We start from the raw sequence: 26,317 nt of genomic DNA, 5'->3' as shown, positions 1-26,317 counted from the left end.
CCTAGGGGACTCGGGGAGTCCACAAGTCGGTGATGGCCACGCCCAGTTGGGCCAGCAGGCGGCGGACCAGAGGAAGGCTGATGCCGATCACGTTGCCGTGGTCGCCGTCGATGCCGTCGATGAACGGGGCCGAGCGGCCGTCGAGGGTGAACGCGCCCGCGACGTAGAGGGGTTCGCCCGAGGCGACGTACGCGGCGATCTCCTCGTCGCTGGGCTCGCCGAAGTGGACGACCGTGGAGGCGGTCGCGGAGGTGTAGCGGCCGGTGGCGGTGTCGTAGACGCAGTGGCCGGTCTGGAGGGTGCCTGCGCGGCCGCGCATCGCCTTCCAGCGGGCCGTGGCCTCCTCGGCGTCGGCGGGCTTGCCGAGGGCTTCGCCGTCCAGGTCGAGCACCGAGTCGCAGCCGATGACGAGGGCGCCCTTGACCTCGGGCTTCGCCGCGACGACGGAGGCCTTGGCCTCGGCGAGGGCGAGGGCCAGCTCGGCGGGGGTGGGGGCGGTGACGGCGTCCTCGTCCACTCCGCTGACGATCACCTCGGGGTCCAGGCCGGCCTGGCGGAGCAGGTTGAGGCGGGCGGGGGACTGCGAGGCGAGCACCAGACGGCGCCGGGGGTGCGATTCGGTCATGCGGTCAGGGTAGCGGCGGGCGCGGGGCGGCCGGGCCGTCGCCGGCCGTCGCTCAGAGGATGCCCAGGACCAGCATCGCCAGGACCATGGCCAGGGCCATGAGGATGCTGAGCCGGCGGAGCATGTCCTGGGTGTCGCGGAGTTCCTTCGGCGGCTTGTTCTCAGGGTCGCACCACAGCATGCTCCGATGGTGCGGGGCGCTGTGGTCCGGACGCCTGAGTACGCGTACTCAACTTGAGGCGGCGGTTCCGCTCAGCCGGGCCAGTAGCTGCGGCTCCAGGAGGTGGGGCCCGGCGCGGGCAGCCGGTGCGCGGCGATGCGGGACGGGTCGGACCAGGAGTCCCGGGGGGTGGGCGCGCCGGACGGCTGTGTGGCCGCCGCCGCGGCGCGCGCCTGGACCACCGCCAGGGCGGCGGCCAACTCCTCGGGGGTCGGGTTGCCCCGTACGACTTTGATCACGATGGCTCCCGTCGGGTCTAGAGGGGGATGTTGCCGTGCTTCTTCGGGGGCAGGGACTCCCGCTTCGTGCGGAGCTGCCGCAGACCGCGGACGATGTGGCGGCGGGTGTCCGAGGGCGTGATCACGGCGTCGACATAACCGCGTTCGGCGGCCGTGTAGGGGTTGAGGAGGGTGTCCTCGTACTCCTGGATCAGGCGGGCGCGGACCTCCTCGCGCTCCTCGTCGGAGGCGGCGGCGATGGTGCGGCGGTGCAGGATGTTGACCGCGCCCTGGGCGCCCATGACGGCGATCTGGGCGGTCGGCCAGGCGAGGTTGAGGTCGGCGCCGAGGTGCTTGGAGCCCATGACGTCGTAGGCGCCGCCGAAGGCCTTGCGGGTGATGACCGTGATCAGCGGGACCGTGGCCTCGGCGTAGGCGTAGATGAGCTTGGCGCCGCGGCGGATGATGCCCTCGTGCTCCTGACCGACGCCCGGGAGGAAGCCGGGGACGTCGACGAACGTCAGGACGGGGACGTTGAAGGCGTCACAGGTGCGGACGAAGCGGGCCGCCTTCTCGGAGGCGTCGATGTCCAGGCAGCCGGCGAACTGAAGCGGCTGGTTGGCGACGATGCCCACGGGGTGGCCCTCGACCCGGCCGAAGCCGGTGAGGATGTTCGGCGCGAACAGGGCCTGGGTCTCGAAGAACTCGGCGTCGTCCAGGACGTGTTCGATCACCGTGTGCATGTCGTACGGCTGGTTCGCGCTGTCCGGGACGAGGGCGTCCAGCTCGCGGTCCTCGTCGGTGACCGCGAGGTCCGCCTGCTCGGGGAAGGCCGGGGGGTCACTGAGGTTGTTCGAGGGCAGGTACGACAGGAGCTGCTTGACGTACTCGATGGCGTCCTTCTCGTCGCCCGCCATGTGGTGGGCCACGCCCGAGGTCGCGTTGTGGGTGCGGGCGCCGCCCAGTTCCTCGAAGCCGACGTCCTCGCCGGTGACCGTCTTGATGACGTCGGGGCCGGTGATGAACATGTGCGAGGTCTGGTCGACCATGACCGTGAAGTCGGTGATCGCGGGGGAGTAGACCGCTCCGCCCGCGCAGGGCCCGACGACCAGGGAGATCTGGGGGATCACGCCGGACGCGTGGGTGTTGCGGCGGAAGATCTCGCCGTACATGCCGAGGGCCATGACGCCCTCCTGGATGCGGGCGCCACCGGAGTCGTTGATGCCGATCACGGGGCAGCCTGTCTTCAGGGCGAAGTCCATCGCCTTCATGATCTTCTGGCCGAAGACCTCGCCCAGGGAACCGCCGAGGACGGTGAAGTCCTGCGAGAACACGGCGACCGGGCGGCCGTCGACCGTGCCGTAACCGGTGACGACACCGTCGCCGTAGGGGCGGTTGTGCTCCATGCCGAAGTCGGTGGAGCGGTGGCGGGCGAACTCGTCGAACTCCACGAAGGAGTCCTCGTCGAGGAGCAGCTCGATCCGCTCACGGGCCGTCAGTTTGCCCTTGGCGTGCTGCTTCTCGACCGCGCGCTCGGAGCCGGCATGCGTCGCCTCGTGGATACGGCGCTGCAGATCCGCGAGCTTCCCCGCGGTCGTGTGGATGTCGATGGTCGCTGGCTCTTCCGGCTCGGACATCGGGATGCGGCTCCCTGCCTGCTCAGTGGGACATGGGGACGTGAGAACTTCGCGGTGCGCGCGTGCTCGGGGCGACGGCGTGTGCTGTCTCGTTACGTGCTCAGAAGTGGCGGTGGTTACTCATCCGTAGCGTAGTGCTGCGCCTACGGTTCGGCAGTGCGGCGTTTACCACACCTAGGGTGGGTTGCATGACGCCGCGAGATGCCTCAGACAACAGCCGCTGGTCCGACCTCGACCGCCCGCCGCTCAACGGTGCCGCGTTGCGCCGCGGGCTGGTGCGGGACGGCGGGCACGGGGGCCTGTACTGCGATGTGGAGGTCGTGCAGCGCACCGGCTCCACCAATCACGACCTGGTGAACCTCGCGGCCCGGGGGGACGCCGAGGAGGGCGCCGTCCTCGTCGCCGAGGAGCAGACGGCCGGCCGGGGCCGCCTCGACCGGCAGTGGACGGCACCGCCCCGCTCCGGTCTCTTCTTCTCCGTCCTCCTCAAGCCCACCGAGGTGCCCGTCCACCAGTGGGGCTGGCTGCCGCTGCTGGCCGGGGTCGCCGTCGCCACGGGGCTGTCCCGGGCCGCCGGCGTCGACACATCACTCAAATGGCCCAACGATGTGCTGGTCACCGTCGGCGGCGAGGAACGCAAGGCCGGCGGCATCCTCGCCGAGCGCGCGGGTGACGGCGGCGTCGTCATCGGGATCGGTGTCAACGTCAGCCTCCGCGAGGACGAGCTGCCGGTGCCCACCGCCGGGTCGCTGGCCCTCGCCGGCGCCGTGACCACCGACCGCGATCCCCTGCTGCGGGCCGTGCTGCGCGCGCTGGAGGACTGGTACGGCCGCTGGCGGCGGGCCGGGGGCGACCCCGCGGTGAGCGGGCTTCAGGAGACGTACGCGGCCGGCTGCGCGACCCTCGGGCGCAAGGTGCGGGCCGAGCTTCCGGGTGACCGGTCGATCGTCGGGGAGGCCGTGGCCGTCGACGGGGACGGGCGGCTGGTGCTGGCCACCGGTGCCGGCGTGCAGGAGCCGGTGGGTGCCGGGGACATCGTGCATCTGCGTGCCGTGTGAGAAGAGGAGACGGCAGGGGGCGGTGGGGTGTGTGGGGCACCTGATGTCCGGGCACCCGTTGACGACGTCCAGCCGCCCCGCCGCCGGAAGGCGGGTCGCCGGACGGGGGTGCGGGTGAGGCCCTCGGGGGTTCCGCTCCCGGGGGCAGCGATCACGCCGGGGCCGTACGGTCAAGGAGGGCACCCCTGTCGGCCACACCTCACGGAGTGAGCTGGCGCACACCTGCCGTAGAGTTGAGGCCGGTCGAGTACGTGACCGCGGGAGATCGGAAGGGCAGCTGGCGTGAGCGTCGAGGACACGGGCTCCGGCACGGACGCGCAGGGCCGCGTGGACCCGCCGGACCCCCAGGGCGCGGACGGCGGCGAGGAGGACCCGCTCGCGCTGCGGCTCGAAGGGCTCATCCTCGGAGCCGAGCGTCGTTACACCCCCTTCCAGGCGGCCCGGAGCGCGGGCGTCTCCATGGAACTGGCGTCCCGGTTCTGGCGGGCCATGGGCTTCGCGGACATCGGCCAGGCCAAGGCGCTCACCGAGGCGGACGTCCTCGCCCTGCGGCGGCTCGCCGGTCTCGTCGAGGCGGGACTGCTCAGCGAGGCCATGGCCGTGCAGGTGGCACGTTCCACCGGTCAGACCACCGCGCGGCTCGCCGAGTGGCAGATCGACTCGTTCCTGGAGGGGCTGACGGAGCCGCCGGAGCCGGGCATGACCCGTACCGAGGTGACGTACCCCCTGGTCGAACTGCTCCTGCCCGAGCTGGAGGAGTTCCTCGTCTACGTCTGGCGGCGCCAGCTCGCCGCCGCGACCGGCCGGGTCGTGCAGGCCGCCGACGACGAGGAGATGGTCGACCGGCGGCTCGCGGTCTGCTTCGCCGACCTGGTCGGCTTCACCCGGCTGACCCGCCGTATGGAGGAGGAGGAACTCGGCGAACTCGTCGAGGCCTTCGAGACCACGGCGGCGGATCTCGTCGCCGCGAACGGGGGCCGGCTGATCAAGACGCTGGGCGACGAGGTCCTCTACGCCACCGACGACTCGGGTGTGGCCGCGGAGATCGCCCTGCGGCTGATCGAGACCATGGCGAACGACGAGACCATGCCCGAGCTGCGCGTCGGCATGGCCTTCGGGACCGTCACGACCCGCATGGGCGACGTGTTCGGTTCCACGGTGAACCTGGCGAGCCGGCTGACCTCGATAGCGCCCAAGGACGCGGTCCTCGTGGACGCCGCGTTCGCCGAGGAACTCATCCGCGCCGGTGAGGCCCCCGCGTCCGAGGCGGAGGCCGCCGAGGCCGCGGCCGCCGCCGAGAAGGAGGGCGAGGAACCACCGACCTACCGCTTCGCCCTCCAGCCCATGTGGCAACGCCCCGTACGAGGTCTCGGCGTGGTCCAGCCGTGGCTCCTCACCCGCCGACCGGGCAAGGCGTAGGCCCCACCGCGGGCGGCCCGGACACGGGCGACCGCCGCGATCCGCCGGTGACGCGGGTGACGGAGCGGTGGGTTTCCGGCTGAGGGACACAGGACCGAGGGTGCGAGCCGGCGACCGGGCGGATGAGCGGTACGGCGCCGGGAGGAGAGCCGGGCGAGGCGCCGCGTTCATCCAAGAGTGCTCGGGCCGAGGGCTCAGGACTTTGCACGTCTCCCTGGAGGGCCGTTCTCACCTGCCGACCGGTGTGTCGTCGACGCACAGGCCGACGATCGGGACGCACAGGCCCGGCCGCTGCGGCTGGGTCGGCTCGGGCGTGGCGTCGGGGGTGGTCGCGGAGTCCGGTGCGTCAGATGCGGCGGGTTGCCTGGCGGCGGGCGGCTGTCGGGTGGGCGTGTCCTGGGTGGGGCGGGGGGCCTCGGGGGCCGCCGGGGTCTCCGGGAGCGTGGCGCGGGCAGAGGGAGTGCGTCGGGCGCCCGGGTTCTCGGGGAGTTCGACGCCGATGGAGGGGACGGACGAGGTCGCCGACGGCGTCGGTACGGCGGTGGCCGAACCCGGTGCCGGAGGTGCCGCCGGCGGGGCGCCCGTATCGCCCATGGGTGCGTCGGCGGTCGGCTCCGCCGAGGGCACGCCGCCCAGAGAGGCACCGGAGCCGGTCGCCTCGTCCGAGAGGTCGTCCGCCGCCCTCGGCGCGCTACCGGCGGCGCCGCCGCCCGAGACCGGGTCCGAGGCCAGCCGCAGCAGGCTCAGCGCACTGGCCGCCAGAGCCATCCCCCCGACCGCGAACAGCACCTTCCGGGGGCGGGGCCGCCGGTGCCGCCCCCGGGGCCGGGCGGCGAGGACGACAGGAGCCTGCTGATCGTCGTACGCGTCCGCCGCAGCGATCGCGATGGACGACAAGGGCGCGGCCGACGGGGCCCAGGGCGCCGAGGTATCCCGAACCGCCCCTGACGGCGAGATTCGAGGCTTGGGCGAGCCCGATGACGTCTCCTCTGTGGGCGCCGCCGAGGATGCCGCGGCGGTGGTGGTGGCGGTGGTCGGTCCGGGTGCGGTCGATGGGGTCCAGGGCGCCGAGGTACCCCGAACCGCCCCTGACGGCGAGATTCGAGGCTTGGGCGAGCCCGATGACGTCTGCTCTGTGGGCGCCGCCGAGGATGCCGTGGCGGTGGTGGTGGTGGCGGTGGTCGGTCCGGGTGCGGTCGATGGGGTCCAGGGCGCCGAGGCGCCTCGGACCGCCCCTGACGGGGGTGCCTGCGGCGTCGGCGAGCCCGGCGAGGCATGCGGGGCGGCGGGTGAGCCGGTCGTGGCCCAGGCGCCGGGGGGCCACTGGGCGGCCTCGGGTGTCGAGGGTCGGGGCCACGTGCCGGTGCTCGCCCGGGGTGAGGATGCCGGTGGTTGCGGCTGAGGCTGAGGCTGCGGCTGGGACGAGGGCGGGGCTTTGCGGGGCTGTGTCGTGGGGGTCTCGGGTGGGCGTGGCGTCGGCGGTTGGGGCGCCGTCGGTGGGGTGTTCGGGCGTCCCCCACCCGTGGGTGTCGTCGGCCTGGTCACCGTGTTCGTCGTCATGGTCCGTCCTCCCTCCGCGCCCGAGCCCCCCGGTGCGCCTGGCGGAGCGCAGGCTATGCGGCCAAGTGGGGGATGTGGCCCGAGAAGGGCCGGATGTCACTCGTACGGGGAGACGGGCCGGCGCGTTGCCGTGCGCGGTTGCCGAACGCGTCGTCGCCGGGCCCGCGCCGGGACCGGGGTGTTGCGGGGCGGGCCGGGCTGCGATGATCGGAGTGACGGTAGTTAACCCGCGTTAACCGGAGGGTGTCATGGGTGTCGGTGTCGATGTCGCAGAGGGGCCGGGCGGCGAGCGGCGGTACGGCGAGTTCGTGGTCGTACGGCGGCACGCGTACGTCGCCGAACTCGCCCTCGACCGGCCGAAGGCCATGAACGCCGTGTCCACCGACATGGCCCGCTCCATCGCCGCCGCGTGCGACGCGCTGGCCGCCGACCGGGACGTACGGGTGGTCGTGGTGACCTCGACGCACGAGCGGGCGTTCTGCGTGGGTGCCGACCTGAAGGAGCGGAACTCCTTCAGTGACGCGGAGCTGGTGCGGCAGCGGCCCGTCGCGCGCGCGGCGTACACCGGGGTGCTGGAGCTGCCGATGCCGACCGTCGCCGCCGTGCACGGCTTCGCGCTGGGCGGCGGGTTCGAGCTGGCGCTGTCCTGCGATGTGATCGTGGCCGACCGCACGGCGGTGGTGGGGCTGCCGGAGGTGTCGGTGGGGGTGATTCCGGGCGGCGGCGGTACGCAGTTGCTGCCCCGTCGTGCGGGGGCCGCGCGGGCCGCCGAGCTGATCTTCACCGCGCGACGGCTGGAGGCCGCGGAGGCGCGGGAGCTGGGCCTGGTCGACGAACTGGTCGCGGAGGGGCAGGACCGCACGGAGGCGTTGGCGCTGGCCGCTCGGATGGCCGCCAACTCGCCGGTGGGGCTGCGGGCCGCGAAGCGGGCGCTGCGGCTGGGCCACGGGCTCGATCTGCGGGCCGGGCTGGACGTCGAGGACGCGGCGTGGCGTTCCGTGGCGTTCTCGGGCGACCGGGCGGAGGGCGTGGCCGCGTTCAACGAGAAGCGCAAGCCGGAGTGGCCGGGGGAGTGAGCCGTGGGCTCCGCCGGGCGGCGGGCGCGGTCGGGCCGTACCCCTGTTCGCCTCACCAGCGTCTCAAACCGGCGCAAAGCTCCCTAGCCTGGAGTCGTGCGTGAGGACAGACGGCTGAGGGCCGTGGTGGCGTTGGCGCGGGGCATGGCCGCCGCGCACACGCCGCAGGAGTCGTGGCGGGCCGCCGCGGACGGGGCGTGCCGGGCCCTGTCCGGCAGTTTCGCCGCGCTGTCCGTGTGGGAGCGGGAGCGCGGGCTGCTGCGCGTGCTCGTGAACGTGGGCAACCGGTCGGTGGACGAGGAGGAGTTCCCGGAGGACGAGACGTACCCCGTGCACCAGTTCCCGGAGATCGCGGAGTTCCTGCACGAGCGGTGGCTGGAGGGCGGTGAGCCCAACGCCTGGGTGGAGACGGCGGCCGGGACGGCGGTCGGGCCGGTCGTGGACCGGCGCCGGGGCGGCTACTGCCATCAGCGGGTGGCGGCGCTGCGCCGGCGCGGCCGGGGCTGCTGCGTGGTGGCGCCCGTCGTGCTGAACGGCCGGGCGTGGGGCGAGCTGTATGTGGCCCGGCCCGCCGGGGAGCCCGTCTTCCACGGCGACGACGCCGCGTTCGCGACGGTCCTCGCCTCGGTCGTGGCAGCGGGGATCGCACAGTCGGAACGGCTGGAGGAGGCCCGGCGGCTCGCCTTCACCGACTCCCTCACCGGCCTCGGCAACCGGCGCGCGGTCGATCTGCGGCTGGACGAGGCGATGGAGGCGCACCGGCGCGACGGCACGGTGATCAGTCTGGTGGTCTGCGACCTCAACGGGCTGAAGAAGGTCAACGACTCCTACGGGCACGCCGTGGGCGACCAGGTGCTGGAGCGGTTCGGCTCGGTGCTCTCGCGCTGCGCGGCGGAGCTGCCGCACGTCCTGGCCGCGCGGCTCGGCGGCGACGAGTTCTGTCTGCTCGCGGTGGGGCCCTCGGCGGACGAGGTGGTGCGGGTCGCCGGTGATCTGTGCGCGCGGGCGCGCGACTTGGAGCCCGGTGACGGGGTCGCCTGCGGGGTCGCTTCCACGGGGGACCCGATCGGGCCGCTGCGCTCGGCGCGGCGGCTGTTCCGGCTCGCGGACGCCGCGCAGTACCGGGCCAAGGCCGCCGGTTCCATCGAGCCGGTCGTCGCGGGCCGGGAGGGCGACGAGGGCGAGGACCCGGTCGTCCGGCTCGCCGACCGGCCGCCCGCGCCCGTCGACCCGGCTCACCCCGGGGACCGGCGCCGCATTCGAGGGCGCCGGTCCTAGGGCGGTCCGCGCGACTGTTCGAGGTTGCGCGCGGCCCTGGGACGCCTACGGACTCCGGTCGTGTCGCCGGGGCCGCAGGGGCCCCACGGCCGACAGGGGGGAGTGGTGGCCGTGGGGACCTGGGGTCGTCCGAGGCGTCGACCCGCCCATGTGCGCGCACGGGGGACGTGGCGTGCACTGAGGCGTCGACGCGTCAGGTAGTGATGACCGTAACCCTCGGCCCTGCCGGATACGTCTGTTACCTGTGAGTTTCTGATCGTTCTTTGATCGGATTCCCATAACGCTCTGATCGTTCTCTGATCTACGCGAATTGCTTCGTCCGAGAATGTCGCGGATCGTGTCAGGAGTCGCCGGTCCGGTAAGGAGTCCACCCGGCCTCCGCTCGTGACATTCGGCGATTCAGTCCCTACGATCCTGAATATGGATATGCACTCTGTGGACACGGTGGTCCTCGGGACGTCCGGTGTCACCGCCGCCGACGTCCTCGCCGTGGCGCGCGCCGGCGCCCGGGTCGAGATCTCCGAGGAGGCGCTGGCGGCCCTCGCCGCGGCCCGCGGGATCGTGGACGCGCTGGCGGCCAAACCGGATCCCGTCTACGGGGTCTCCACCGGCTTCGGAGCCCTCGCGACCCGGCACATCAGCCAGGAGCTGCGTGGCCGGCTCCAGCGCAACATCGTCCGCTCGCACGCGGCCGGCATGGGCCCGGCGGTGGAGCGCGAGGTCGTCCGCGCGCTGATGTTCCTGCGGCTGAAGACGGTGTGCTCCGGCCACACCGGTGTGCGCCCCGAGGTCGCCCGGACGATGGCCGACCTCCTCAACGCCGGGATCACCCCCGTCGTGCACGAGTACGGCTCCCTCGGCTGCTCCGGTGACCTCGCGCCGCTGTCGCACTGCGCGCTCACCCTCATGGGTGAGGGCGACGCCGAGGGCCCCGACGGCGTCGTGCGGCCGGCCGCCGAGCTGCTCGCCGCGCACGGCATCACCCCCGTCGAGCTGCGCGAGAAGGAGGGACTCGCCCTCCTCAACGGCACCGACGGCATGCTCGGCATGCTCGTCATGGCGCTCGCCGACCTGGAGACGCTGTACAAGTCGGCCGACGTCACCGCCGCCATCTCCCTGGAGGCGCTGCTCGGCACCGACAAGGTCCTCGCCCCCGAGCTGCACGCCATCCGCCCGCACCCCGGGCAGGGCGCCTCCGCCGCCAACATGCTCGCCGTGCTGCGCGGTTCGGAGCTCACCGGGCACCACCAGGACGACGCTCCGCGTGTGCAGGACGCGTACTCGGTGCGCTGCGCCCCGCAGGTCGCCGGCGCCGGACGGGACACCCTCGCCCACGCGCGGCTCGTCGCCGAGCGGGAGCTGGCGTCCGCCGTCGACAATCCCGTGGTCCTGGCGGACGGGCGGGTCGAGTCCAACGGCAACTTCCACGGCGCCCCGGTCGCGTACGTGCTGGACTTCCTCGCCATCGCGGTCGCGGACCTGGCGTCGATCGCCGAGCGGCGCACCGACCGGCTGCTCGACAAGAACCGCTCGCACGGGCTGCCGCCGTTCCTCGCGGACGACGCCGGTGTGGACTCGGGCCTCATGATCGCCCAGTACACGCAGGCGGCGCTGGTCAGCGAGCTGAAGCGACTCGCCGTCCCGGCCTCGGCGGACTCGATCCCGTCCTCCGCGATGCAGGAGGACCACGTCTCCATGGGCTGGTCGGCCGCCCGCAAGCTGCGCACCGCCGTCGGCAACCTCACCCGGGTGCTCGCCGTCGAGCTCTACGCCGGGACGCGTGGCGTGGAGCTGCGCGAGGGCCTCACGCCCGCGCCGGCCACCCGGGCGGTCATCGAGGCCGTACGGAAGTTCGGGGTCGAGGGCCCCGGGCCGGATCGTTTCCTCGCTCCCGACCTGGCACTCGCCGACACGTTCGTCCGCGAGGGCCGGCTGGTCGCGGCCGCCGAGTCGGTCACCGGTCCGCTGGCCTGACCTGAGGGGGGAGTGCCCGGCCGGGACGCGCAGGGGGGCACCGCCGACGTGGCGGTGCCCCCCTGCGTACGCGTGTCAGTGCCGGGCGCGTCAGTACGCCTCCAGGCGTCCCTGGCGCACCGAGTACGCCACGAATCCCGCGCCGAGGCCCAGGAAGAGGGTGCCGCCGACGATGTACGGCGTGGTGTTGGGGCTGCCCGTGTCGGCGAGTTGGGCGGTGCGACCCGGCGACTCCCCGTCCTCGGCCGAGCCGGAGACGGTCGTCCCGTCCGTATCGGTCGTGGTCGTCGTCTCCTGCGGTATGTCCGGCGCCTCCTGGGTCGCGTTGGCCGACGGCACGAACCACAGGGCAGCCAGAAGGGTCCCCGCGGCGGTGGCGGTCAACAGCGATCGGCGGGCGGTGGACGACGCGCGACGTGCGACGGACACGGAATATCGATCCCCTTGTGACGCTGGCGAATTGGCCGTGGACTGCGATGCTAGTGAAAGTCGCGGGTCGCGGGAAAGTCGCGGGGTGTGTGAGCCGTACGCTCCGAAGCATGACTACAGATGAGACGTCACAGTTTGTCCGCCTTCGAGTGGAATTGGTGGTGGAGGTCGAGAACGTCGAGGCGGTCACCGGCGCCGCGTTGCGACGGATCGCCGACGATCCTGATATGCCGGGCGACGAACGGGTACACGCCGAGAGCGCGGTGACGGAGGACACAGCGGAGGCTCTCGCGTATCTGATCGACCCGTTCGACCTGGTCGGTGAGGTGCCGGGCGTCGAACTCGCCCAGGCCTCCTGGAGCAGTGAGGCCATCGACTACGACCCCGATTCGCCGGAATGGGGCCTCGACGAGGATGATGACGGCGAGGACGACGAGGAAGTCGGACGCGGCTGAGGCGCCTTGGGGAAATCATGACCCGGGCGGCAACCGCCGCCCGGGGTTCTCTCGTCCCACAGGGCGCACTGGTCACTCGCGCACCACCGCCGGGGTCACTGGCGACCCGGCCCAGGCGGAGTGGCGTACCCCACACATGGGCGCCAAGCGGAACGGCTCGGTGCCGTAGTGGTGTTTTAGTGCTTACGGGGATTCTCGGTTCTTGGGGATTTCGGCAACGATGGAGAAGCGTGTGATGACGAACAGTAAGCGGCGCAAGGGCCTGACGGTCGCGTCCGCACTGCTCGGCGGGGTGCTGGTGCTCTCTGCGTGCAGCGGGGGCGACGGCGACAACGCGTCCGGCGGCGACGGCGGGGACTCCTCGCAGTCCAAGGTCGACGAGGCGGCGGCCAAGAAGACCTCCGAGGCCGACATCAAGATCACCCCGAAGGACGGCTCGAACAACGCCTCCATCAACAACTCCGCCAAGGTCACCGTGAGCAAGGGCGAGCTCACCAAGGTGACGATGACCACCACGGACGGTGCCGCCGTCCAGGGTGAGATATCCGCCGACAAGAAGAGCTGGGCGCCGAGCGTGCAGCTGGAGCGGTCCACCAACTACAAGATCACCGCCACCGCCGAGGACTCCGAGGGCCGCGAGGCCCACGAGAACGCGGCGTTCACCACGGTCTCGCCCGCCAACAGCTTCATCGGCAACTTCACGCCCGAGGACGGCTCCACCGTCGGCGTCGGCATGCCGGTCTCGATCAACTTCGACAAGGCGATCACCGACAAGGCCGCCGTGCAGAAGGGGATCACCGTCTCCTCCAGCTCCGGCCAGGAGGTCGTCGGGCACTGGTTCAACGCGAACCGCCTCGACTTCCGGCCCGAGGACTACTGGAAGGCGGGCTCCACCGTCACGCTGAAGCTCGCGCTCGACGGTGTCGAGGGCGCGGACGGCGTCTTCGGTGTCCAGCAGAAGACGGTCACCTTCAAGATCGGCCGCAACCAGGTCTCGGTCGTCGACGCCAAGACCAAGCAGATGAAGGTCATGCAGGAGGGCAAGGTCGTCAAGACCATCCCGATCTCCGCCGGCTCGCCCGAGAACAAGACGTACGAGGGCCAGATGGTGATCTCCGAGAAGTTCAAGGAGACCCGGATGAACGGCGCGACGGTCGGCTTCACCGACGACGACGGCAAGGGCGAGTACGACATCAAGGACGTACCGCACGCGCTGCGTCTGACGACGTCCGGCACCTTCCTCCACGGCAACTACTGGGGCGCCGACTCCATCTTCGGCAACGTCAACACCAGCCACGGCTGCATCGGCCTGAACGACACCAAGGGAGCCAACGACCCCGACACCACGGCCGCCTGGTTCTACAACAACTCCATCGTCGGTGACGTGGTCGTCGTCGAGAACACCGGCGACAAGACGGTCGCCCCGGACAACGGCCTCAACGGCTGGAACCTGAGCTGGGCCGACTGGAAGGCGGGTTCGGCGGCCTGACCCGCCACCCGAGCGGTGCCGCCCCGATCACCGGACGCGGCACCGGCCCTCTCCCGGCCTCCTGACATCGAAGCCGCCCCCAGGGGCGGCTTCGGCGTTTTCCGGGCCGGGTGCGGCGTTCTCATCCCGCTCTTATGAGGGGCTTATCCCACCGTCACGTGGACTCCCTAGCTTTCGGCCATGTTTCTCACCTACCTGAGGCGCGAACTGCGCCGCCGCAGAAAGGCGGCGCTCGTCGTCGCCTCCGGGCTCGCCCTCGGCATCGCGCTGGTGATCGTGGTCAGCTCCGTGTCGTCCGGCATGGAGAAGGCCCAGGACAAGGTGCTCGCGTCCCTCTACGGCCTGGGCACGGACATGACCGTCACCAAGGCCGCCGCCGCGCCCGGCGAGAACGGCGCCGAACGCCCCCGCTTCGAGTTCGACGCACAGGACGAGGACTCCGACGAGGAGCAGAGCAGCGACCTCGTCCGCGTCCAGGGCTTCCAGACCCTGAAGAGTTCGACCGTCACCGAGGTCGGCGAGCAGCAGGGCGTCGCGGAGGCCGTCGGCGGCCTCAGCCTCCAGGTCATCAAGGTCGACGGGCAGTTCCGGCGCGGCCAGTTCCAGCAGGACGAGAGCGCGGGCGGCCGACAGCAGGGCGGGCCCGGACAGAACGGTGGGAGTTCCGGGCAGCCGCAGGGGCGCGTCGAGGGCGGCGGCGCCGCGTTCGACGTCGACAACTACTCCGTCTACGGCACCGACGTCACCGAACCGGACCTCGGCCCCCTCACCTCCTCGAAGATCACCGGTGGACGTACGTTCAAGACCTCCGAGACCGACGCGCGGGTCGTCGTCGCCGACGCCTCCTACGCGCGGGAGAAAGAGCTGAAGGTCGGTGACAGCGTCACCATCGACTCCACGAAGTACCAGGTCATCGGCATCGCCACCCCCGACAGCGGGGACGCCGCGGCCGACCTGTACATGCCGCTGAAGCAGGCCCAGACGCTCAGCGACTCCCAGGGCGAGGTCACCACGATCTACGTCAAGGCGAGCGACTCCCAGCGGATCGACTCCGTCAAGTCGGCCATCCAGAAGAACATCTCGGGGACCACGGTCACCACCTCCGCCGATCTCGCCGACACCGTGTCCGGGTCGCTGTCCACCGCCTCCGACCTCGCCTCCAACGTCGGCAGGTGGCTCTCGGTGGCCGTGCTCGCCGCCGCGTTCCTGGTGGCCGGACTGCTCACCTCCTCGGCGGTCTCGCGCCGGGTGCACGAGTTCGGGACGCTCAAGGCGCTCGGCTGGAGGTCGGGCCGGGTGACCCGGCAGGTCGTCGGCGAGGCCATGGTCAACGGCCTCGTCGGCGGGGCGCTCGGCATCGCGCTGGGCCTCGCGGGGGCGTACACCGTCACGGCGATCAGCCCGACGCTTCAGGCGGAGGTCGGTGCGGCCGGACGCGGGTTCGGCGGCGCGGGCGGCGGACCCGGCGCGGGCGGCTTCCCGGGCGCCGGCGGTGCGGGCGGCGGGCGCCAGGCGGCGTCGAACGCGCTCGACGTCGCGCTCACCGCACCCGTCAGCGTCTCCACGATCGCCCTCGCGGTGGGCCTCGCCGTCACCGGCGGACTGATCGCGGGCGCGTTCGGCGGCTGGCGCGCCTCCCGGCTGCGCCCCGCCGACGCCCTGCGGCGGGTGGAGTAGCAGGCCGCCGTCCCCGACCCGAGCGACACGTCGACCGCGTCCTCACACCAACCAGGAGTTGCACCATGTACGTACTCACCGGCGTGACCAAGCGCTACACCCGGGGCAAGGACACCGTCGACGCGCTCGACGGCGTCGACCTCACCATCGAGGACGGGGACCGGCTCGTCATCCAAGGGCCCACCGGGGGCGGGAAGTCCACGCTGCTCCAGATGCTCGGCGGGCTCGACAAGCCGTCGGGCGGGAGCGTCGAACTCGACGGCACCGACCTGGCCGGGCTGTCGGAGGCCAGGCTCACCCGGGTGCGCAGCGAGAGCATCGGTTTCGTGTTCCAGAGCTTCAACCTGATCCCCACGCTGAGCGCGCGGGAGAACGTGGAGACGGCGCTCGTACCGCTCGGCGTGAAGGCCGGCGAGCGGCGGCGACGCGCCGCCGAGGCGCTGGAGTCGGTGGGGCTGGGGGAGCGGCTCGGGCATCTGCCGGCGGAGCTCTCGGGCGGTCAGCAGCAGCGGGTCGCGATCGCCCGCGCGCTGGTGAAGCGGCCCAAGGTCCTGCTGGCCGACGAACCCACCGGCAATCTCGACGAGTCGACGCGCGACGAGATCATGGAGGTGCTGGAGGGCCTGTGGAAGGAGCACGGGCTCACCTTCGTCATGGTCACGCACGACTCGGCACTGGCGAGGAAGGCCCCGAGGGTCGCGACGATCCGCAAGGGGCGCATCACCGTGAAGGAGAACGCCGGGGCGTGAGACCGGCCTTGGCGCGGGGCGCGTGGGAGCGGAGACCGGGGCGCGTGCGGTTGCGGGTGTCCTCGGTTTCGCCGCTTTGCGCCAGTCGCGCGGTATGTGACGCGAGTTGACGCCCGGTCATACTGCGAAGACCGGGGGAAATTGACGCGTATGTGTGCGATACGTCCCCCGGGTGGACCGAGGGGGAGTCTTGCGCAGACGAATGAACAGGGTGGGGACGGCCGTGATCGCCGTGGTGTCCGCCGTCGCACTGACGGCGTCCACGACCGGCCCGGCGACCGCGGGCCCGGGGGACGTGCCCGGTACGGCGGGCACGTCCGGTACGGCGGGTACGTCCGGTACGGCCTGGGCGGCCGGCCTCCAGCCCGGTGGCGGTGCGGAGGGCGAGGGCAGACACCGCCTCACCCTCGTCACCGGTGACCGGGTCCTCGTGGACGCCGAGGGACGGGTCCTCGGTCTGGAGCGGGCGAAGGGCCGTGAGGGCGTCCCCGTCCAGGTCCGCCGGGCCGACGGCCACACCTATGTCCTCCCGGCCGACGCGGCCCGGCTGATCGCCACGGGCAGGGTCGACCGGCGGCTGTTCGACGTCACCGTACTGAGCGGCTCCGCCACCCGCAGATCCCACCGGCAGGGCCTGAAACTGATCGTGGGGTACCGGGGCACCGCGGCCGGCGCCCGCGCCGACGTACGGGGCGCGGGCGGCACCGAGGTCCGGCGCACCCTGCGGACGCTGAACGCCGACGCGGTCCTCATCCCCGAGGACGACGCCGCCGCGCTGTGGAAGGCGGTCACCGACGGCGACGGCACCACCGCCGGAGGAGTAGCGCACGTGTGGCTGGACGGCGTCCGCGAGGTCAGCCTCGACAAGTCCGTCCCGCAGATCGGCGCCCCCGAGGTGTGGAAGGCCGGCTACGACGGCAAGGGCGTCACCATCGCCGTCCTCGACACCGGCGTCGACACCACCCACCCCGACCTCAAGGGCCAGGTCGTCGCGGAGAAGAACTTCTCCACCTCGCCCGGAACCACCGACAGGTTCGGCCACGGCACACATGTCGCCTCCACGGCCGCCGGCACCGGGAAGCGGTCCAAGGGCGCCTACAAGGGCGTCGCGCCGGGCGCGAAGCTCCTCAACGCCAAGGTACTGAGCGACGAGGGGTACGGCGACGACTCCGGCATCATCGCCGGCATGGAGTGGGCCGCCGCGCAGGGCGCCGACATCGTCAACCTCAGCCTCGGCGGGCCCGACAGCCCCGGGATCGACCCGATGGAGGCGGAGATCGACAAGCTCTCCGCCGAGAAGGACATCCTCTTCGCGGTCGCCGCCGGCAACGAGGGCCAGGGAGGCGAGCGGACGATCGGCTCACCGGGCAGCGCGGCCGCCGCCCTCACCGTCGGCGCCGTCGACGGCAAGGACGGGCTCGCCCCGTTCTCCAGCCGGGGCCCCGGTCTCGACGGGCGGATCAAACCCGACGTGACCGCGCCCGGCGTCGCCGTCACCGCCGCCTCGGCCAAGGGCAGCGTCCTCGCGCGCGAGGTCGGCGAGGGGCCCGCCGGCTACCTCACCATCTCCGGTACGTCGATGGCGACCCCGCACGTCGCGGGCGCCGCCGCCCTCCTCAGGCAGCGGCACCCGTCGTGGTCGTACACCCGGATCAAGGCCGCCCTCGTCGCGTCCGCCAAGGGCGGCGCGTACACCCCGTTCCAACAGGGGGCGGGCCGCATCCGCGTCGACCGGGCCGTCCGGCAGACGGTCCTCGCCACCCCGCTGTCGGTGAACTTCGGCGTCCAGCGGTGGCCGCACACCGACGACAAGCCGGTGTCGAAGAAGATCACCTACCGGAACGTCGGCAAGAAGGACGTCACCCTCGACCTCTCGGTGACCGGCACCGGCCCCGGAGGCAAGGCGGCCCCCGCCGGGTTCTTCAGGGTCGGCGCGAAAAGGATCACCGTCCCGGCGGGCGGCGCGGCCGAGGCCCGCCTCACCGTGAACACCCGGCTCGGCGGGAAACTCGACGGCGTGTACACGGCGTACGTCACCGCCACGGGCGGCGGCCAGAGCATGCGGACCGCCGCGGCCGTGGAGCGCGAGAAGGAGTCGTACGACCTCACGCTCCGGATGACCGACCCGGCCGGCGCGCCGGCCGTGCACCACCTGCTCGACCTGACCGGCGTCTCGGGACTCGCCCGGGACACGTGGTTCACGCCGTACGACAAGGACGGCACGGTCGAACTGCGGGTGCCCGAGGGGACCTACATCCTCAACGCGGGCATCGTCGTGGACCCGGAGGACCCCACGAAGGGGGTGGCCTGGCTGGCCCGGCCGACGCTCACCGTCGACCGGGACACCTCCCTCACCCTCGACGCCCGCACGGCGAAGCCGGTGGACATCACCGTGCCCGACCCCACCGCCGAACCCGTCCTCGCGGCACCCGACTACACCCTCAGGGTCGGCGCCAACGACTACACGTACGGCTGGCTGCTCGACTCCTACCAGGGGTTCCGCACCGCGCACCTCGGCCCGCCCGTCACCGGCGGACGGCTCGGCCAGACCTGGGCGGGCCAGTGGACCGGGGGCGGCACCACGCAGTACGCCACCGCCACCGGAAGCAGGGTGACCCGGCTCGCCACCGGCTACGCCAGGCACTGGAGGAAGAGCGAACTGGCCACCGTGAAAGCCCGCCTCGGCTCCTCCACCCCCGGCAAGAAGGGCGCGGTCAGCGCCTGGGCCTGGCTCCCCGGCAGCCCCGGCTCGCCCGCCCTCGCCGTCCCGGGGCCGCTGCCCGGCACCCGCACGCTGTACGTGTCCGCCACGGACCAGGTGAAGTGGAGCTTCGACTTCGAGCAGTACGGCGCGGAGGACGAACAGGGCTTCCCGCTGCTGGACGCGTACTACACGACCGGCGACAGCAGGCCCGTCACGGCGGGCCGCACCTACACCCACACCTTCAACGTCGGGGTCTTCGGCCCGAGGATCAGCCGGTCCCTCGGCATCCGCCGCGACGGGAACCAGCTGTACGGCCTGCTGCCGATGGTCGCCGACGGCGCCGGGCACGCCGGGGCGTCCTTCTACAAGAAGGTCACCACGACCCTCCACCGCGACGGGAAGAAGATCGCCGCGGGCGAGGACCCGCTGGACGGCTCTGCCCGCTTCACGGTCCCCTCCGCGCCCGCCACCTACCGACTGACGACCAGCCTCATCCGGGACCCGGCACTGGCCAGGGCCTCCTCACGGGTCGACGCGAGCTGGACCTTCAGGTCCGCGAGGACCACGAGCGACAGGGGACTGCCGGTCTCCACGGTCCGCTTCGGCGGCGCGTATCTGGGCCTCGACAGCACGGCCCCGGCCGGCACGAGGATCGGCGTCCCCGTCACCGTCCACGGCGCGGCCGCCGACGGGAACCGGAAGTCGCTGACCGTGTACGTGTCGCGCGACGGCGAGAGGTGGACCAGGGCCGCGGTGAAGAACGGCAAGGTCACCGTCGTGACACCGGGTGTGGGGAAGAGCGTGTCGCTCCGCGCCGAGGTGATCGACAAGGACGGGAACCGGTCGACGGTGACGATCCACGACGCGTACGTCGGCGCGTGAGACACGGGCGCGGAGCAGGACACGGCTGAGAGCGACGGCCCGCCGGGGAAGGCACCTCCCGGCGGGCCGTTCCTACGGCGTCGCCGTCCGGGCGCGGGCGGCGTCCGTGCCCCAGCTGGCCAGCAGCCGCAGGGCCTCGGCGGACGGGGAGCCCGGCTCGGCGTGATAGGTGACCAAGGTCTGCTCATGGTCGTCGGGGAGCGGGAACGCCTCGAAGGACAGCGTCAGATCACCGACCAGGGGATGCCGCATGCGCTTCACCCCGTGACTCTTCTCCTTCACGTCGTGCGTGGCCCACAGCCGCCGGAACTCCTCGCTCTTCACCGACAGCTCGCCCACCAGCGCCGACAGCCGGGGATCGTCCGGGTGACAGCCCGCGTCCATCCGCAGATAGCTCACGATGTCGGCGGCCTTCTGATCCCAGTCGATGTACAGATCCCGGTACTCGGGCCGCAGGAACACCATCCGCGCCCAGTTCCGCTCCTGCGCGGGCAGCTCCGACCAGTCCCCGAACACCGCCGCCGCCATCCGGTTCCAGACGAGGATGTCCGAGCGCCGTCCGGTGATGTACGCGGGGATGCCGTCCAGGGAGTCGATCAGCTGCCGCAGCGCGCCCCTGACCTGCTGCGGACGGGCCGACGGCTTCTTCTTGTGGGCCTTCGGCTTGGCGAGGTGCGTCAGATGGTTGTGCTCGGCGTCGCTCAGCCGGAGGGCGCGCGCGATGGCGTCGAGGACCTCCGCCGAGACATTGCGGCCGTTGCCCTGCTCCAGCCGCGTGTAGTACGCCACCGACACCCCCGCCAGCTGCGCCAGCTCCTCCCGCCGCAGTCCGGGCACACGCCGGTGCCGGCCGAACTCCGGCAGCCCGACGTCCTCCGGCTTCAGCCGGGCCCGTCGCGTCCGCAGGAACTCACTGAGCTCGGCACGCCGGTCGAGGGCGGCTCCGGTGGGGCCACCGGGCGGCTGCCGGTCCTGTGCGGCTTCGGGCTGTGCGTCCATACGTCAAGTATTCACGGTCGTACGCCCGGCAGCCTGACCCCGCCAGTGGTAGGACCAGCGGACGTAGGTACAACCGTGACCTGGGTGAACGCGGTGATCTCGGGCAGGCTGACAGCCGTGCCCGGCCGGAAGGCAGGCCGGGCACGGTTACGACGGCTAGGAGAACCCTCGGCATGTCCACCACTGTCGCCGCCTACGCGGCCCCCTCCGCCAAGGCTCCGCTGGAGCGCACGACGATCGAGCGCCGCGAGGTCGGTGAGTTCGACGTCCTGATCGACATCAAGTTCGCCGGTATCTGCCACTCCGACATCCACCAGGCCCGCGAGGGCTGGGGCGAGGCGATCTTCCCGATGGTGCCGGGCCATGAGATCGCCGGTCTCGTCGAGGCCGTCGGCTCCGGCGTCACGAAGTTCGCCGTCGGCGACCGCGTGGGCGTCGGCTGCATGGTCGACTCCTGCCGCGAGTGCGAGAACTGCGAGGCCGGGCTGGAGCAGTACTGCCTCAAGGGCAACGTCGGCACGTACAACGCCCTCGACAAGAACGGTGAGCCCACCTACGGCGGCTACTCGGAGAAGATCGTCGTCGACGAGGCGTTCACCGTACGCATCCCCGAGGGCGTCGCCCTCGACGAGGCCGCGCCGCTGCTGTGCGCGGGCATCACCACGTACTCCCCGCTCAAGCACTGGAACGCCGGCCCCGGCAAGAAGGTCGCCGTCGTCGGTCTGGGCGGCCTCGGCCACATGGGCGTCAAGCTCGCGCACGCGCTCGGCGCGGAGGTGACCGTCCTGTCCCAGTCGCTGCGCAAGCAGGAGGACGGGCTGAAGCTGGGCGCCGACCACTACTACGCGACCAGCGACCCGGCGACCTTCGAGGAGCTTCGGGGTTCGTTCGACCTGATCCTCTCGACGGTCTCGGCGCCGCTGAACCTGGACGCGTACCTGTCGCTGCTCAAGACCGACGGCGCGTTCGTGAACGTGGGCGCGCCCGAGGAGCCGGTCGCCCTCAACCTGTTCTCGGTGATCGCAGGCCGCAAGACCCTCGCCGGGTCCGGCATCGGCGGCATCCGCGAGACCCAGGAGATGCTCGACTTCTGCGCCGAGCACGGCCTGGGCGCCGAGATCGAACTGATCCGCGCGGACCAGATCAACGAGGCGTACGAGAGGGTCCTGGCAAGCGACGTCCGCTACCGCTTCGTGATCGACACGGCGACGATCTGATTCGATCAGGGTTGGGTGCTGGTGCTGGTGCTGGTGCTGGTGCTGGTGCTGGTGCGGGCGCGGGCGCCGGGGCGGCCCGGGGAAGGACCGGCCCGCAGGGCCGTCCTTCCAGGGGCGCGGGGAACTGCGCGACCAGCCCCCACCCACCCGCACCCGCCACTCGACCCGACATGGCCCCCACCCCCGGCGGCCCTAGAACACCCCCACCCGGCTCACCCCTGCCTCGCCGACCCGCAGCAGCTCCTCGTGGCTGATCGTGAAGTCCCCGTTGCGCAGGGGCCCGCCGAAGTGGCGGCCCACGACCACGTCCGGCAGATAGCTCCGCAGCGCGTGCCGCATCGCGGGGTCGTGGTCGACAGGCGAACCCCAGCCGTCCGGCGCCTCGTCCGTACCGAGGACCACCCAGTGGTCCGTGTCCACCAGCGCGTCCGGATCGGGCACGGCCCCGGTGTGGCAGTCGAGCGCGGGCAGGGTCAGCACATCGGGATCGTGCGGCGGGTACCACATGAGCAGCGGCTTGGCCTGCGTGGCCTCCGCGTTGTCGAAGCAGCAGACGGCGATCGCGTGCGCGGGACAGCGTTCGGCGTAGAACGCGAACAGCTCCGGGGCGAGCGTGGGCCGCCGGTGCTCCGGCACCTCGGCCAGCGCCTCCGGCACGGCACGCGGGTCACGGGCCAGGACCACCGTGTACACGTCGTGCTCGAACACCTCCACTGCCGGCCCCCGAGCCGCTCCCATCCAGGCGATCGAGTCGTCGACCATGCCCACGGAGACCGGACGTACCGCGTCCACCATCCGTTCCAGCACCTCGGAACTGCGCCCCACGGACAGGAAGTTGCGTCGGCTCATCTGCCGCGCCGGCAGGTGCAGCAGCATGGCGTTGGGGCCGTCGGCGAGATTCGCCGCCGTGTTCTGGTAGCCGAGAACGTGGATCAGCCCGTGCTCGGGGTGGTGCAGCCGCCCGCAGTACAGGGTGGTGCCGGTGAACTCGGCCGGGGCCAGGGAGACACACATGCCGGAAAGCTATCGGACACCGCCGACTGCCACGCGGTCTGCCGTCTGCCCTCGTATCGCCTCCTCGGCCCAGGGCATCCGCGGCTCCCGGCCCCGTCCGAACAGCATGGGCACCCCCTCGTGCGTGGCGTCGCGTCGTCGCTCTCCCCGCGCACGGGCGGTCACGGCAGCGGATGCGCCCGCGCTCGCACGGCCGGACGATGGAGGCGGGAGCAACAGCGGAGGCATGCGGTCGCGACGATCACCCGCCGGGGGGTTTCCGAGGTGTGAGTGACATGCCCCTTCAAAAGGTCCGCCCGGGCACCGTGCACCGGCTGCGCCCGGACATCAGCGTTCTCGCCGACAGCCTGGAGGTGCCGGGCATCGGGCACATCCCGGTGAACGCGTTCGTACTGCTCGGCGCCGAACCCGTGGTGGTGGACACCGGGTTGGGGCTGCCCGACCGGAACTTCGTCGAGGCCCTCAGCGCCGTGCTGGACCCGGCCGACGTCCGCTGGATCTGGCTCACCCACCCCGACCGCGACCACACCGGTGGGATCTTCGACCTGCTGGCGGCAGCCCCGAAGGCGCGCGTCGTGACGACGTTCATCGGCGCCGGGATCCTCTCCTGCGAGCACCCGCTGCCCCTCGACCGGGCCTACCTCGTGAACCCCGGGGAGACGCTCGACATCGGCGACCGCACCCTCACCGGGTTCCGTCCGCCGCTGTACGACAACCCCGCCACCGTCGGCTTCTTCGACGACCACTCCGGGGTCTGCTTCAGCTCCGACTGCTTCGGCGCCCCGCTGCCGACCGCCGACCTCGCCCAGGCCGACGACGTCCGCGATGTCGCGGCCGAGGACCTGCGCACCGCCCAGCTGCTGTGGGCGACGGTCGACAGCCCCTGGGTCCAGACGGTCGACGTGGAGAAGTACCTCAGGACCTTCGACTCCCTGAGGGACCGCAAGCCCGACCTGGTCCTCTCGACACATCTGCCCCCGGCCGCCGGCATCACCGGCGCCATGCTGGACACGCTCACCACCGCCCCGTCCGCGCCGCCCTTCGTCGGCCCGGACCAGGCGGCCCTGGAACAGATGCTGGCGAGCTTCCAGCCGGACGGGGGCGGCCCCTGAGCCCCGTGGCTCAGGTGATCCAGGGCAGACGACCGCCGGGGCACGACGTCCCGGCCGAGGACGAACCCACCACTCAGTGAGGAGCTCGGAGATGTACGCAGCAGTGCGGCGGTACGAAGGGGTGACCGATCCGGCCGAGGCGGCACGCCTCGTGAACGAGGGGTTCGTGCCGCTCATGCGCCAAGTCCCCGGCTTCGTGGCCTACTACTTCGTCGACGCCGGGGACGGAGTGATGGTCTCGACCAGCGTCTTCCAGGACCGGGCCGGCGCCGAGGAGTCGATCTCCAGGGCCGCGGATTTCGTGCGGGACAACCTCGCGTCCCTGCTTCCCGACCCACCAGCGGTCATGGCCGGCGAGGTGGTCGCCTCCGCGTGACGGCAGGGATCAACCGCCGGCCTCGGCGACGCCGATCGGGCAGGAGACCCCGGTGCCGCGGAGCCTCAGCCGCGAGGTGCCCTGTGGGGGGCAACACCGGCCTACTCAGCCTGAGTTGAGTAGGTGTGCTCATGTCCGGCGGACCTCCGTACGGCGAGTATCGGTGAAGCGGCGCGGCCGAGAAGCGCCGACCCGATACAAGACCCTTACGGAGATTCCCATGTCCCGACGTACTGCCCTGTCCGTGGCCGCCGGTCTCGTCGTCCTCGGTGGCGCCGGTGCCCTCACTCTTGCCTACGCCGGGGACCAGCCGCTGAAGCTGGCGCACAGCACTGCCCGCTACACCGCTCCCGCCGGCGACCGCGACGGCTCGCTCGCCTTCGACACCGACGTCACGGCATCCTCCGGTGTCAAGAGCGTGAAGGTGCTGGCATGGCCGCAGGACTCGTCCCTCGCCAAGGACGAGCTGACCGCCGATGACATGGCCGACGCGGAGTCGGCGGTCTGCAAGCCCTCCGGGAAGGACACCGTGCACTGCACGTACCGCGTCAGGGTCACCGCGTCCGACGCGAAGTCCTCCCCGCGCGGTACCTGGCACGTCGCCGTCCTCGCCACCGCCAAGGACGGCACCACGACCCTGGTCGGGAAGGCAGCCGACTTCACCGTCAGGTGACCCGGCCGGGCACGCCGCACCGCTGTCGCCTGTGGGGACTCAGCTTCCTCCCCGTGCCTCCGGTGCCGCAGCGGCGTACGTGAGCAGGTTCGCGAAGCGCAGCCACGGGACCAGGTACATGTTCAGGGGCGAGTAGCCGGGCCGGGTGAGGCCGCGGATGCTGTGGACGGTGTCGGTCAGTTCCGCCGCGGCCGGGTGGTCGAGGCGGCCGAGGGTCTTGAGGTAGGACGAGGCGCAGTCATCGAGCCGGGAGTGCAGGTGGCTGAGTCGGCGTACGTCGGTGTCGGGGGAGAGCGTCTCGTCGGGGTACGGGGCGCGCTGGAACGCCGAGTGCCGATTCGCCACGGCGGCGATCAACCCCAGTCGGGAAGGGGGCGTCGAACTCGGCCAGCGCGGACCGCGCAGCGCGGCCGCGTCGGACGCTCGTGGGGTGCGGCGGCCGGCCGCCTTCTCCACCCCGCGGCGGGCGGCGAAGACGGCCATCTCGGCGAGGTGCGCGGCGCGGCTCTCCTCCAGCGTGCCCAGCGCGCGCGACAACGCCGCGGAATCCCTGCGCAGATCGGGGGCGGGGCACGCCGTCGCGCTCAGATACGCCCAGGTCGCGTGGAAGCCGAGCGGGCCGTAGTCCCCGACGGCACACCTCAGCGCCCTGTGCCGTCGGACGAGCGGCAACCGCTCGTCACGCACTCTGCGGGCGTACGTTCCGAAGGCCACCCGTGACGTCAGCCTTCGGCCTTGGCCACGCCGATCGGGCAGGACACCCCGGTCCCGCCGATGCCGCAGTAGCCTGCCGGGTTCTTGTCCAGGTACTGCTGGTGGTATCCCTCGGCGGGGTAGAACGCGCGGCCCTCCGCCGGGAGGATCTCCGTGGTGATCGTGCCGTAGCCGGAGCCGGTGAGGACCTTCTGATACGCCTCGCGGGACGCCGCGGCGGCCTTCTCCTGGGCCGGGGTGTGGGTGTAGACGGCGGAGCGGTACTGGGTGCCGACGTCGTTGCCCTGGCGGAAGCCCTGGGTCGGGTCGTGGGACTCCCAGAAGACCTGGAGGAGCCGCTCGTACGAGATGAGGGACGGGTCGTACACGACGCGGACTGCCTCGGTGTGCCCGGTGAGGCCCGAACACACCTCTTCGTAGGTGGGGTTCTTGGTGAAGCCGCCCTGGTAGCCGACGAGCGTGGTCCACACGCCCGCGGGGAGCTGCCAGAACTTGCGCTCCGCGCCCCAGAAGCAGCCGAGGCCGAAGTCGGCGATCTCCAGGTGCTCCGGGTAGGGGCCGAGGAGCGGGGTGCCGAGCACGGTGTGCCGGTCGGGCACGGTGAACGGCAGCTCGGCGCGGCCCGGCAGAGCCTGCTCGGGGGTGGGCAGCTGGGGCGTGCGGCCGAAGAGCATCGTGACTCCTAGGAACGTGCGGGAACGAGCGGGCGGTACCAGGAGAACGCTCCGGGTACCGCCCGAATTCCGGTCGCCGAGGTGGCGC

General features: G+C 72.0%; 25 protein-coding genes. 15 read left to right on the top strand and 10 right to left on the bottom strand.

Annotated features, from left to right (window positions below; genetic code table 11):
- Position 1 precedes the first annotated feature (1 nt).
- From SMA5143A_RS15250 to SMA5143A_RS15235, 4 genes are all read right to left on the bottom strand, one after another.
- Positions 2–625, bottom strand: a complete 624-nt coding sequence (locus SMA5143A_RS15250; RefSeq protein ID WP_107463459.1) for a Maf family protein — start codon at positions 623–625, stop codon at positions 2–4.
- A gap of 52 nt (positions 626–677) precedes the next feature.
- Positions 678–806, bottom strand: a complete 129-nt coding sequence (gene mmpB / locus SMA5143A_RS43860; protein WP_107463458.1) for a morphogenic membrane protein MmpB — start codon at positions 804–806, stop codon at positions 678–680.
- 71 nt (positions 807–877) lie between these two features.
- Positions 878–1,087, bottom strand: a complete 210-nt coding sequence (locus SMA5143A_RS15240) for an acyl-CoA carboxylase epsilon subunit (protein WP_055521845.1) — start codon at positions 1,085–1,087, stop codon at positions 878–880.
- Between the two features lie 14 nt (positions 1,088–1,101).
- On the bottom strand, positions 1,102–2,700 hold the full coding sequence (locus SMA5143A_RS15235; protein ID WP_107463457.1) for an acyl-CoA carboxylase subunit beta: 1,599 nt from the start codon (positions 2,698–2,700) through the stop codon (positions 1,102–1,104).
- A gap of 188 nt (positions 2,701–2,888) precedes the next feature.
- Between SMA5143A_RS15235 and SMA5143A_RS15230 the strand changes: the two genes are divergently transcribed.
- Together SMA5143A_RS15230 and SMA5143A_RS15225 are read left to right on the top strand one after the other, a co-directional pair.
- On the top strand, positions 2,889–3,758 hold the full coding sequence (locus SMA5143A_RS15230) for a biotin--[acetyl-CoA-carboxylase] ligase (RefSeq protein WP_107463456.1): 870 nt from the start codon (positions 2,889–2,891) through the stop codon (positions 3,756–3,758).
- Between the two features lie 282 nt (positions 3,759–4,040).
- Complete coding sequence (locus SMA5143A_RS15225) at positions 4,041–5,177, top strand: adenylate/guanylate cyclase domain-containing protein (RefSeq protein ID WP_107463455.1); 1,137 nt, start codon at positions 4,041–4,043, stop codon at positions 5,175–5,177.
- 228 nt (positions 5,178–5,405) lie between these two features.
- On the opposite strand, the gene SMA5143A_RS15220 is transcribed toward SMA5143A_RS15225, so the two are convergent.
- Complete coding sequence (locus SMA5143A_RS15220; RefSeq protein ID WP_258193536.1) at positions 5,406–6,074, bottom strand: hypothetical protein; 669 nt, start codon at positions 6,072–6,074, stop codon at positions 5,406–5,408.
- On the opposite strand from SMA5143A_RS15220, the gene SMA5143A_RS15215 reads away from it, so the two are divergent.
- The 4 genes from SMA5143A_RS15215 (at position 6,064) to hutH (ending at position 11,065) form a co-directional block, all read left to right on the top strand.
- Positions 6,064–6,579 carry a hypothetical protein gene (locus SMA5143A_RS15215; RefSeq protein ID WP_146193909.1) on the top strand — a complete coding sequence of 172 codons (516 nt, stop codon included), beginning with the start codon at positions 6,064–6,066 and terminating at the stop codon, positions 6,577–6,579. The two genes, SMA5143A_RS15220 and SMA5143A_RS15215, sit on opposite strands and share 11 nt — an antisense overlap.
- A 406-nt stretch (positions 6,580–6,985) precedes the next feature.
- Positions 6,986–7,813 carry an enoyl-CoA hydratase/isomerase family protein gene (locus tag SMA5143A_RS15210; protein ID WP_107463453.1) on the top strand — a complete coding sequence of 276 codons (828 nt, stop codon included), beginning with the start codon at positions 6,986–6,988 and terminating at the stop codon, positions 7,811–7,813.
- Between the two features lie 96 nt (positions 7,814–7,909).
- Complete coding sequence (locus tag SMA5143A_RS15205; RefSeq protein WP_107463452.1) at positions 7,910–9,091, top strand: GGDEF domain-containing protein; 1,182 nt, start codon at positions 7,910–7,912, stop codon at positions 9,089–9,091.
- A gap of 435 nt (positions 9,092–9,526) precedes the next feature.
- Positions 9,527–11,065 (top strand): histidine ammonia-lyase, encoded by a 1,539-nt coding sequence (gene hutH, locus SMA5143A_RS15200; protein WP_107463451.1) that lies wholly within the window; start codon positions 9,527–9,529, stop codon positions 11,063–11,065.
- Between the two features lie 90 nt (positions 11,066–11,155).
- Here hutH and SMA5143A_RS15195 read toward each other — a convergent pair whose 3' ends face one another.
- The gene (locus SMA5143A_RS15195; protein WP_181361862.1) at positions 11,156–11,494 is read right to left on the bottom strand and encodes a hypothetical protein; all 339 of its coding nucleotides are present in this window, start codon (positions 11,492–11,494) and stop codon (positions 11,156–11,158) included.
- Positions 11,495–11,604: 110 nt separating this feature from the next.
- Between SMA5143A_RS15195 and SMA5143A_RS15190 the strand changes: the two genes are divergently transcribed.
- From SMA5143A_RS15190 to SMA5143A_RS15170, 5 genes are all read left to right on the top strand, one after another.
- Complete coding sequence (locus SMA5143A_RS15190; protein ID WP_107463450.1) at positions 11,605–11,949, top strand: hypothetical protein; 345 nt, start codon at positions 11,605–11,607, stop codon at positions 11,947–11,949.
- A 220-nt stretch (positions 11,950–12,169) separates the two neighbouring features.
- Positions 12,170–13,438, top strand: a complete 1,269-nt coding sequence (locus SMA5143A_RS15185) for a L,D-transpeptidase (protein WP_107463449.1) — start codon at positions 12,170–12,172, stop codon at positions 13,436–13,438.
- 180 nt (positions 13,439–13,618) lie between these two features.
- The gene (locus tag SMA5143A_RS15180) at positions 13,619–15,115 is read left to right on the top strand and encodes an ABC transporter permease (RefSeq protein WP_107463448.1); all 1,497 of its coding nucleotides are present in this window, start codon (positions 13,619–13,621) and stop codon (positions 15,113–15,115) included.
- Between the two features lie 65 nt (positions 15,116–15,180).
- The gene (locus tag SMA5143A_RS15175; RefSeq protein ID WP_107463447.1) at positions 15,181–15,864 is read left to right on the top strand and encodes an ABC transporter ATP-binding protein; all 684 of its coding nucleotides are present in this window, start codon (positions 15,181–15,183) and stop codon (positions 15,862–15,864) included.
- Between the two features lie 202 nt (positions 15,865–16,066).
- Positions 16,067–19,450: a S8 family peptidase gene (locus SMA5143A_RS15170; RefSeq protein ID WP_107463446.1), complete on the top strand. Its 3,384-nt coding sequence runs from the start codon at positions 16,067–16,069 to the stop codon at positions 19,448–19,450.
- Positions 19,451–19,522: 72 nt separating this feature from the next.
- On the opposite strand, the gene SMA5143A_RS15165 is transcribed toward SMA5143A_RS15170, so the two are convergent.
- Positions 19,523–20,449 (bottom strand): helix-turn-helix domain-containing protein, encoded by a 927-nt coding sequence (locus SMA5143A_RS15165; protein WP_107463445.1) that lies wholly within the window; start codon positions 20,447–20,449, stop codon positions 19,523–19,525.
- A 173-nt stretch (positions 20,450–20,622) separates the two neighbouring features.
- Between SMA5143A_RS15165 and SMA5143A_RS15160 the strand changes: the two genes are divergently transcribed.
- A complete protein-coding gene (locus SMA5143A_RS15160) occupies positions 20,623–21,666 on the top strand; it encodes an NAD(P)-dependent alcohol dehydrogenase (RefSeq protein WP_107463444.1) in 1,044 nt (347 codons plus the stop codon).
- A 192-nt stretch (positions 21,667–21,858) separates the two neighbouring features.
- Here SMA5143A_RS15160 and SMA5143A_RS15150 read toward each other — a convergent pair whose 3' ends face one another.
- Positions 21,859–22,680: a hypothetical protein gene (locus tag SMA5143A_RS15150; RefSeq protein ID WP_107463442.1), complete on the bottom strand. Its 822-nt coding sequence runs from the start codon at positions 22,678–22,680 to the stop codon at positions 21,859–21,861.
- A 275-nt stretch (positions 22,681–22,955) separates the two neighbouring features.
- Here SMA5143A_RS15150 and SMA5143A_RS15145 point away from each other — a divergent pair, with 275 nt between their 5' ends.
- The 3 genes from SMA5143A_RS15145 (at position 22,956) to SMA5143A_RS15135 (ending at position 24,841) form a co-directional block, all read left to right on the top strand.
- Positions 22,956–23,792 (top strand): MBL fold metallo-hydrolase, encoded by an 837-nt coding sequence (locus SMA5143A_RS15145; protein WP_107463441.1) that lies wholly within the window; start codon positions 22,956–22,958, stop codon positions 23,790–23,792.
- A 91-nt stretch (positions 23,793–23,883) separates the two neighbouring features.
- Positions 23,884–24,168: a hypothetical protein gene (locus tag SMA5143A_RS15140; RefSeq protein ID WP_107463440.1), complete on the top strand. Its 285-nt coding sequence runs from the start codon at positions 23,884–23,886 to the stop codon at positions 24,166–24,168.
- A 220-nt stretch (positions 24,169–24,388) separates the two neighbouring features.
- Complete coding sequence (locus tag SMA5143A_RS15135; protein WP_107463439.1) at positions 24,389–24,841, top strand: DUF5707 domain-containing protein; 453 nt, start codon at positions 24,389–24,391, stop codon at positions 24,839–24,841.
- 39 nt (positions 24,842–24,880) lie between these two features.
- On the opposite strand, the gene SMA5143A_RS15130 is transcribed toward SMA5143A_RS15135, so the two are convergent.
- Together SMA5143A_RS15130 and msrA are read right to left on the bottom strand one after the other, a co-directional pair.
- Positions 24,881–25,528, bottom strand: coding sequence for a hypothetical protein (locus tag SMA5143A_RS15130; RefSeq protein WP_146193907.1), 648 nt, complete (start codon positions 25,526–25,528; stop codon positions 24,881–24,883).
- Between the two features lie 35 nt (positions 25,529–25,563).
- Positions 25,564–26,229: a peptide-methionine (S)-S-oxide reductase MsrA gene (msrA, locus tag SMA5143A_RS15125; protein WP_107463437.1), complete on the bottom strand. Its 666-nt coding sequence runs from the start codon at positions 26,227–26,229 to the stop codon at positions 25,564–25,566.
- Positions 26,230–26,317 lie beyond the last annotated feature (88 nt).

It is taken from the genome of Streptomyces sp. MA5143a (assembly GCF_900290235.1).
Taxonomy (GTDB): Bacteria; Actinomycetota; Actinomycetes; order Streptomycetales; family Streptomycetaceae; genus Streptomyces.
Note: the sequence above shows the minus strand (reverse complement) of the source record. Positions and strands in the feature narration are given on the sequence as shown.

What these genes read in the sequence shown, in the direction of transcription:
- SMA5143A_RS15250 (WP_107463459.1), bottom strand. Translation starts at nt 625, where the DNA reads ATGACCGAATCGCACCCCCGGCGCCGTCTGGTGCTCGCCTCGCAGTCC.
- mmpB (WP_107463458.1), bottom strand. Translation starts at nt 806, where the DNA reads ATGCTGTGGTGCGACCCTGAGAACAAGCCGCCGAAGGAACTCCGCGAC.
- SMA5143A_RS15235 (WP_107463457.1), bottom strand. Translation starts at nt 2,700, where the DNA reads ATGTCCGAGCCGGAAGAGCCAGCGACCATCGACATCCACACGACCGCG.
- SMA5143A_RS15230 (WP_107463456.1), top strand. Translation starts at nt 2,889, where the DNA reads ATGACGCCGCGAGATGCCTCAGACAACAGCCGCTGGTCCGACCTCGAC.
- SMA5143A_RS15215 (WP_146193909.1), top strand. Translation starts at nt 6,064, where the DNA reads ATGGACGACAAGGGCGCGGCCGACGGGGCCCAGGGCGCCGAGGTATCC.
- SMA5143A_RS15210 (WP_107463453.1), top strand. Translation starts at nt 6,986, where the DNA reads ATGGGTGTCGGTGTCGATGTCGCAGAGGGGCCGGGCGGCGAGCGGCGG.
- SMA5143A_RS15190 (WP_107463450.1), top strand. Translation starts at nt 11,605, where the DNA reads ATGACTACAGATGAGACGTCACAGTTTGTCCGCCTTCGAGTGGAATTG.
- SMA5143A_RS15185 (WP_107463449.1), top strand. Translation starts at nt 12,170, where the DNA reads ATGGAGAAGCGTGTGATGACGAACAGTAAGCGGCGCAAGGGCCTGACG.
- SMA5143A_RS15180 (WP_107463448.1), top strand. Translation starts at nt 13,619, where the DNA reads ATGTTTCTCACCTACCTGAGGCGCGAACTGCGCCGCCGCAGAAAGGCG.
- SMA5143A_RS15175 (WP_107463447.1), top strand. Translation starts at nt 15,181, where the DNA reads ATGTACGTACTCACCGGCGTGACCAAGCGCTACACCCGGGGCAAGGAC.
- SMA5143A_RS15170 (WP_107463446.1), top strand. Translation starts at nt 16,067, where the DNA reads ATGAACAGGGTGGGGACGGCCGTGATCGCCGTGGTGTCCGCCGTCGCA.
- SMA5143A_RS15165 (WP_107463445.1), bottom strand. Translation starts at nt 20,449, where the DNA reads ATGGACGCACAGCCCGAAGCCGCACAGGACCGGCAGCCGCCCGGTGGC.
- SMA5143A_RS15160 (WP_107463444.1), top strand. Translation starts at nt 20,623, where the DNA reads ATGTCCACCACTGTCGCCGCCTACGCGGCCCCCTCCGCCAAGGCTCCG.
- SMA5143A_RS15150 (WP_107463442.1), bottom strand. Translation starts at nt 22,680, where the DNA reads ATGTGTGTCTCCCTGGCCCCGGCCGAGTTCACCGGCACCACCCTGTAC.
- SMA5143A_RS15145 (WP_107463441.1), top strand. Translation starts at nt 22,956, where the DNA reads ATGCCCCTTCAAAAGGTCCGCCCGGGCACCGTGCACCGGCTGCGCCCG.
- SMA5143A_RS15140 (WP_107463440.1), top strand. Translation starts at nt 23,884, where the DNA reads ATGTACGCAGCAGTGCGGCGGTACGAAGGGGTGACCGATCCGGCCGAG.
- SMA5143A_RS15135 (WP_107463439.1), top strand. Translation starts at nt 24,389, where the DNA reads ATGTCCCGACGTACTGCCCTGTCCGTGGCCGCCGGTCTCGTCGTCCTC.
- msrA (WP_107463437.1), bottom strand. Translation starts at nt 26,229, where the DNA reads ATGCTCTTCGGCCGCACGCCCCAGCTGCCCACCCCCGAGCAGGCTCTG.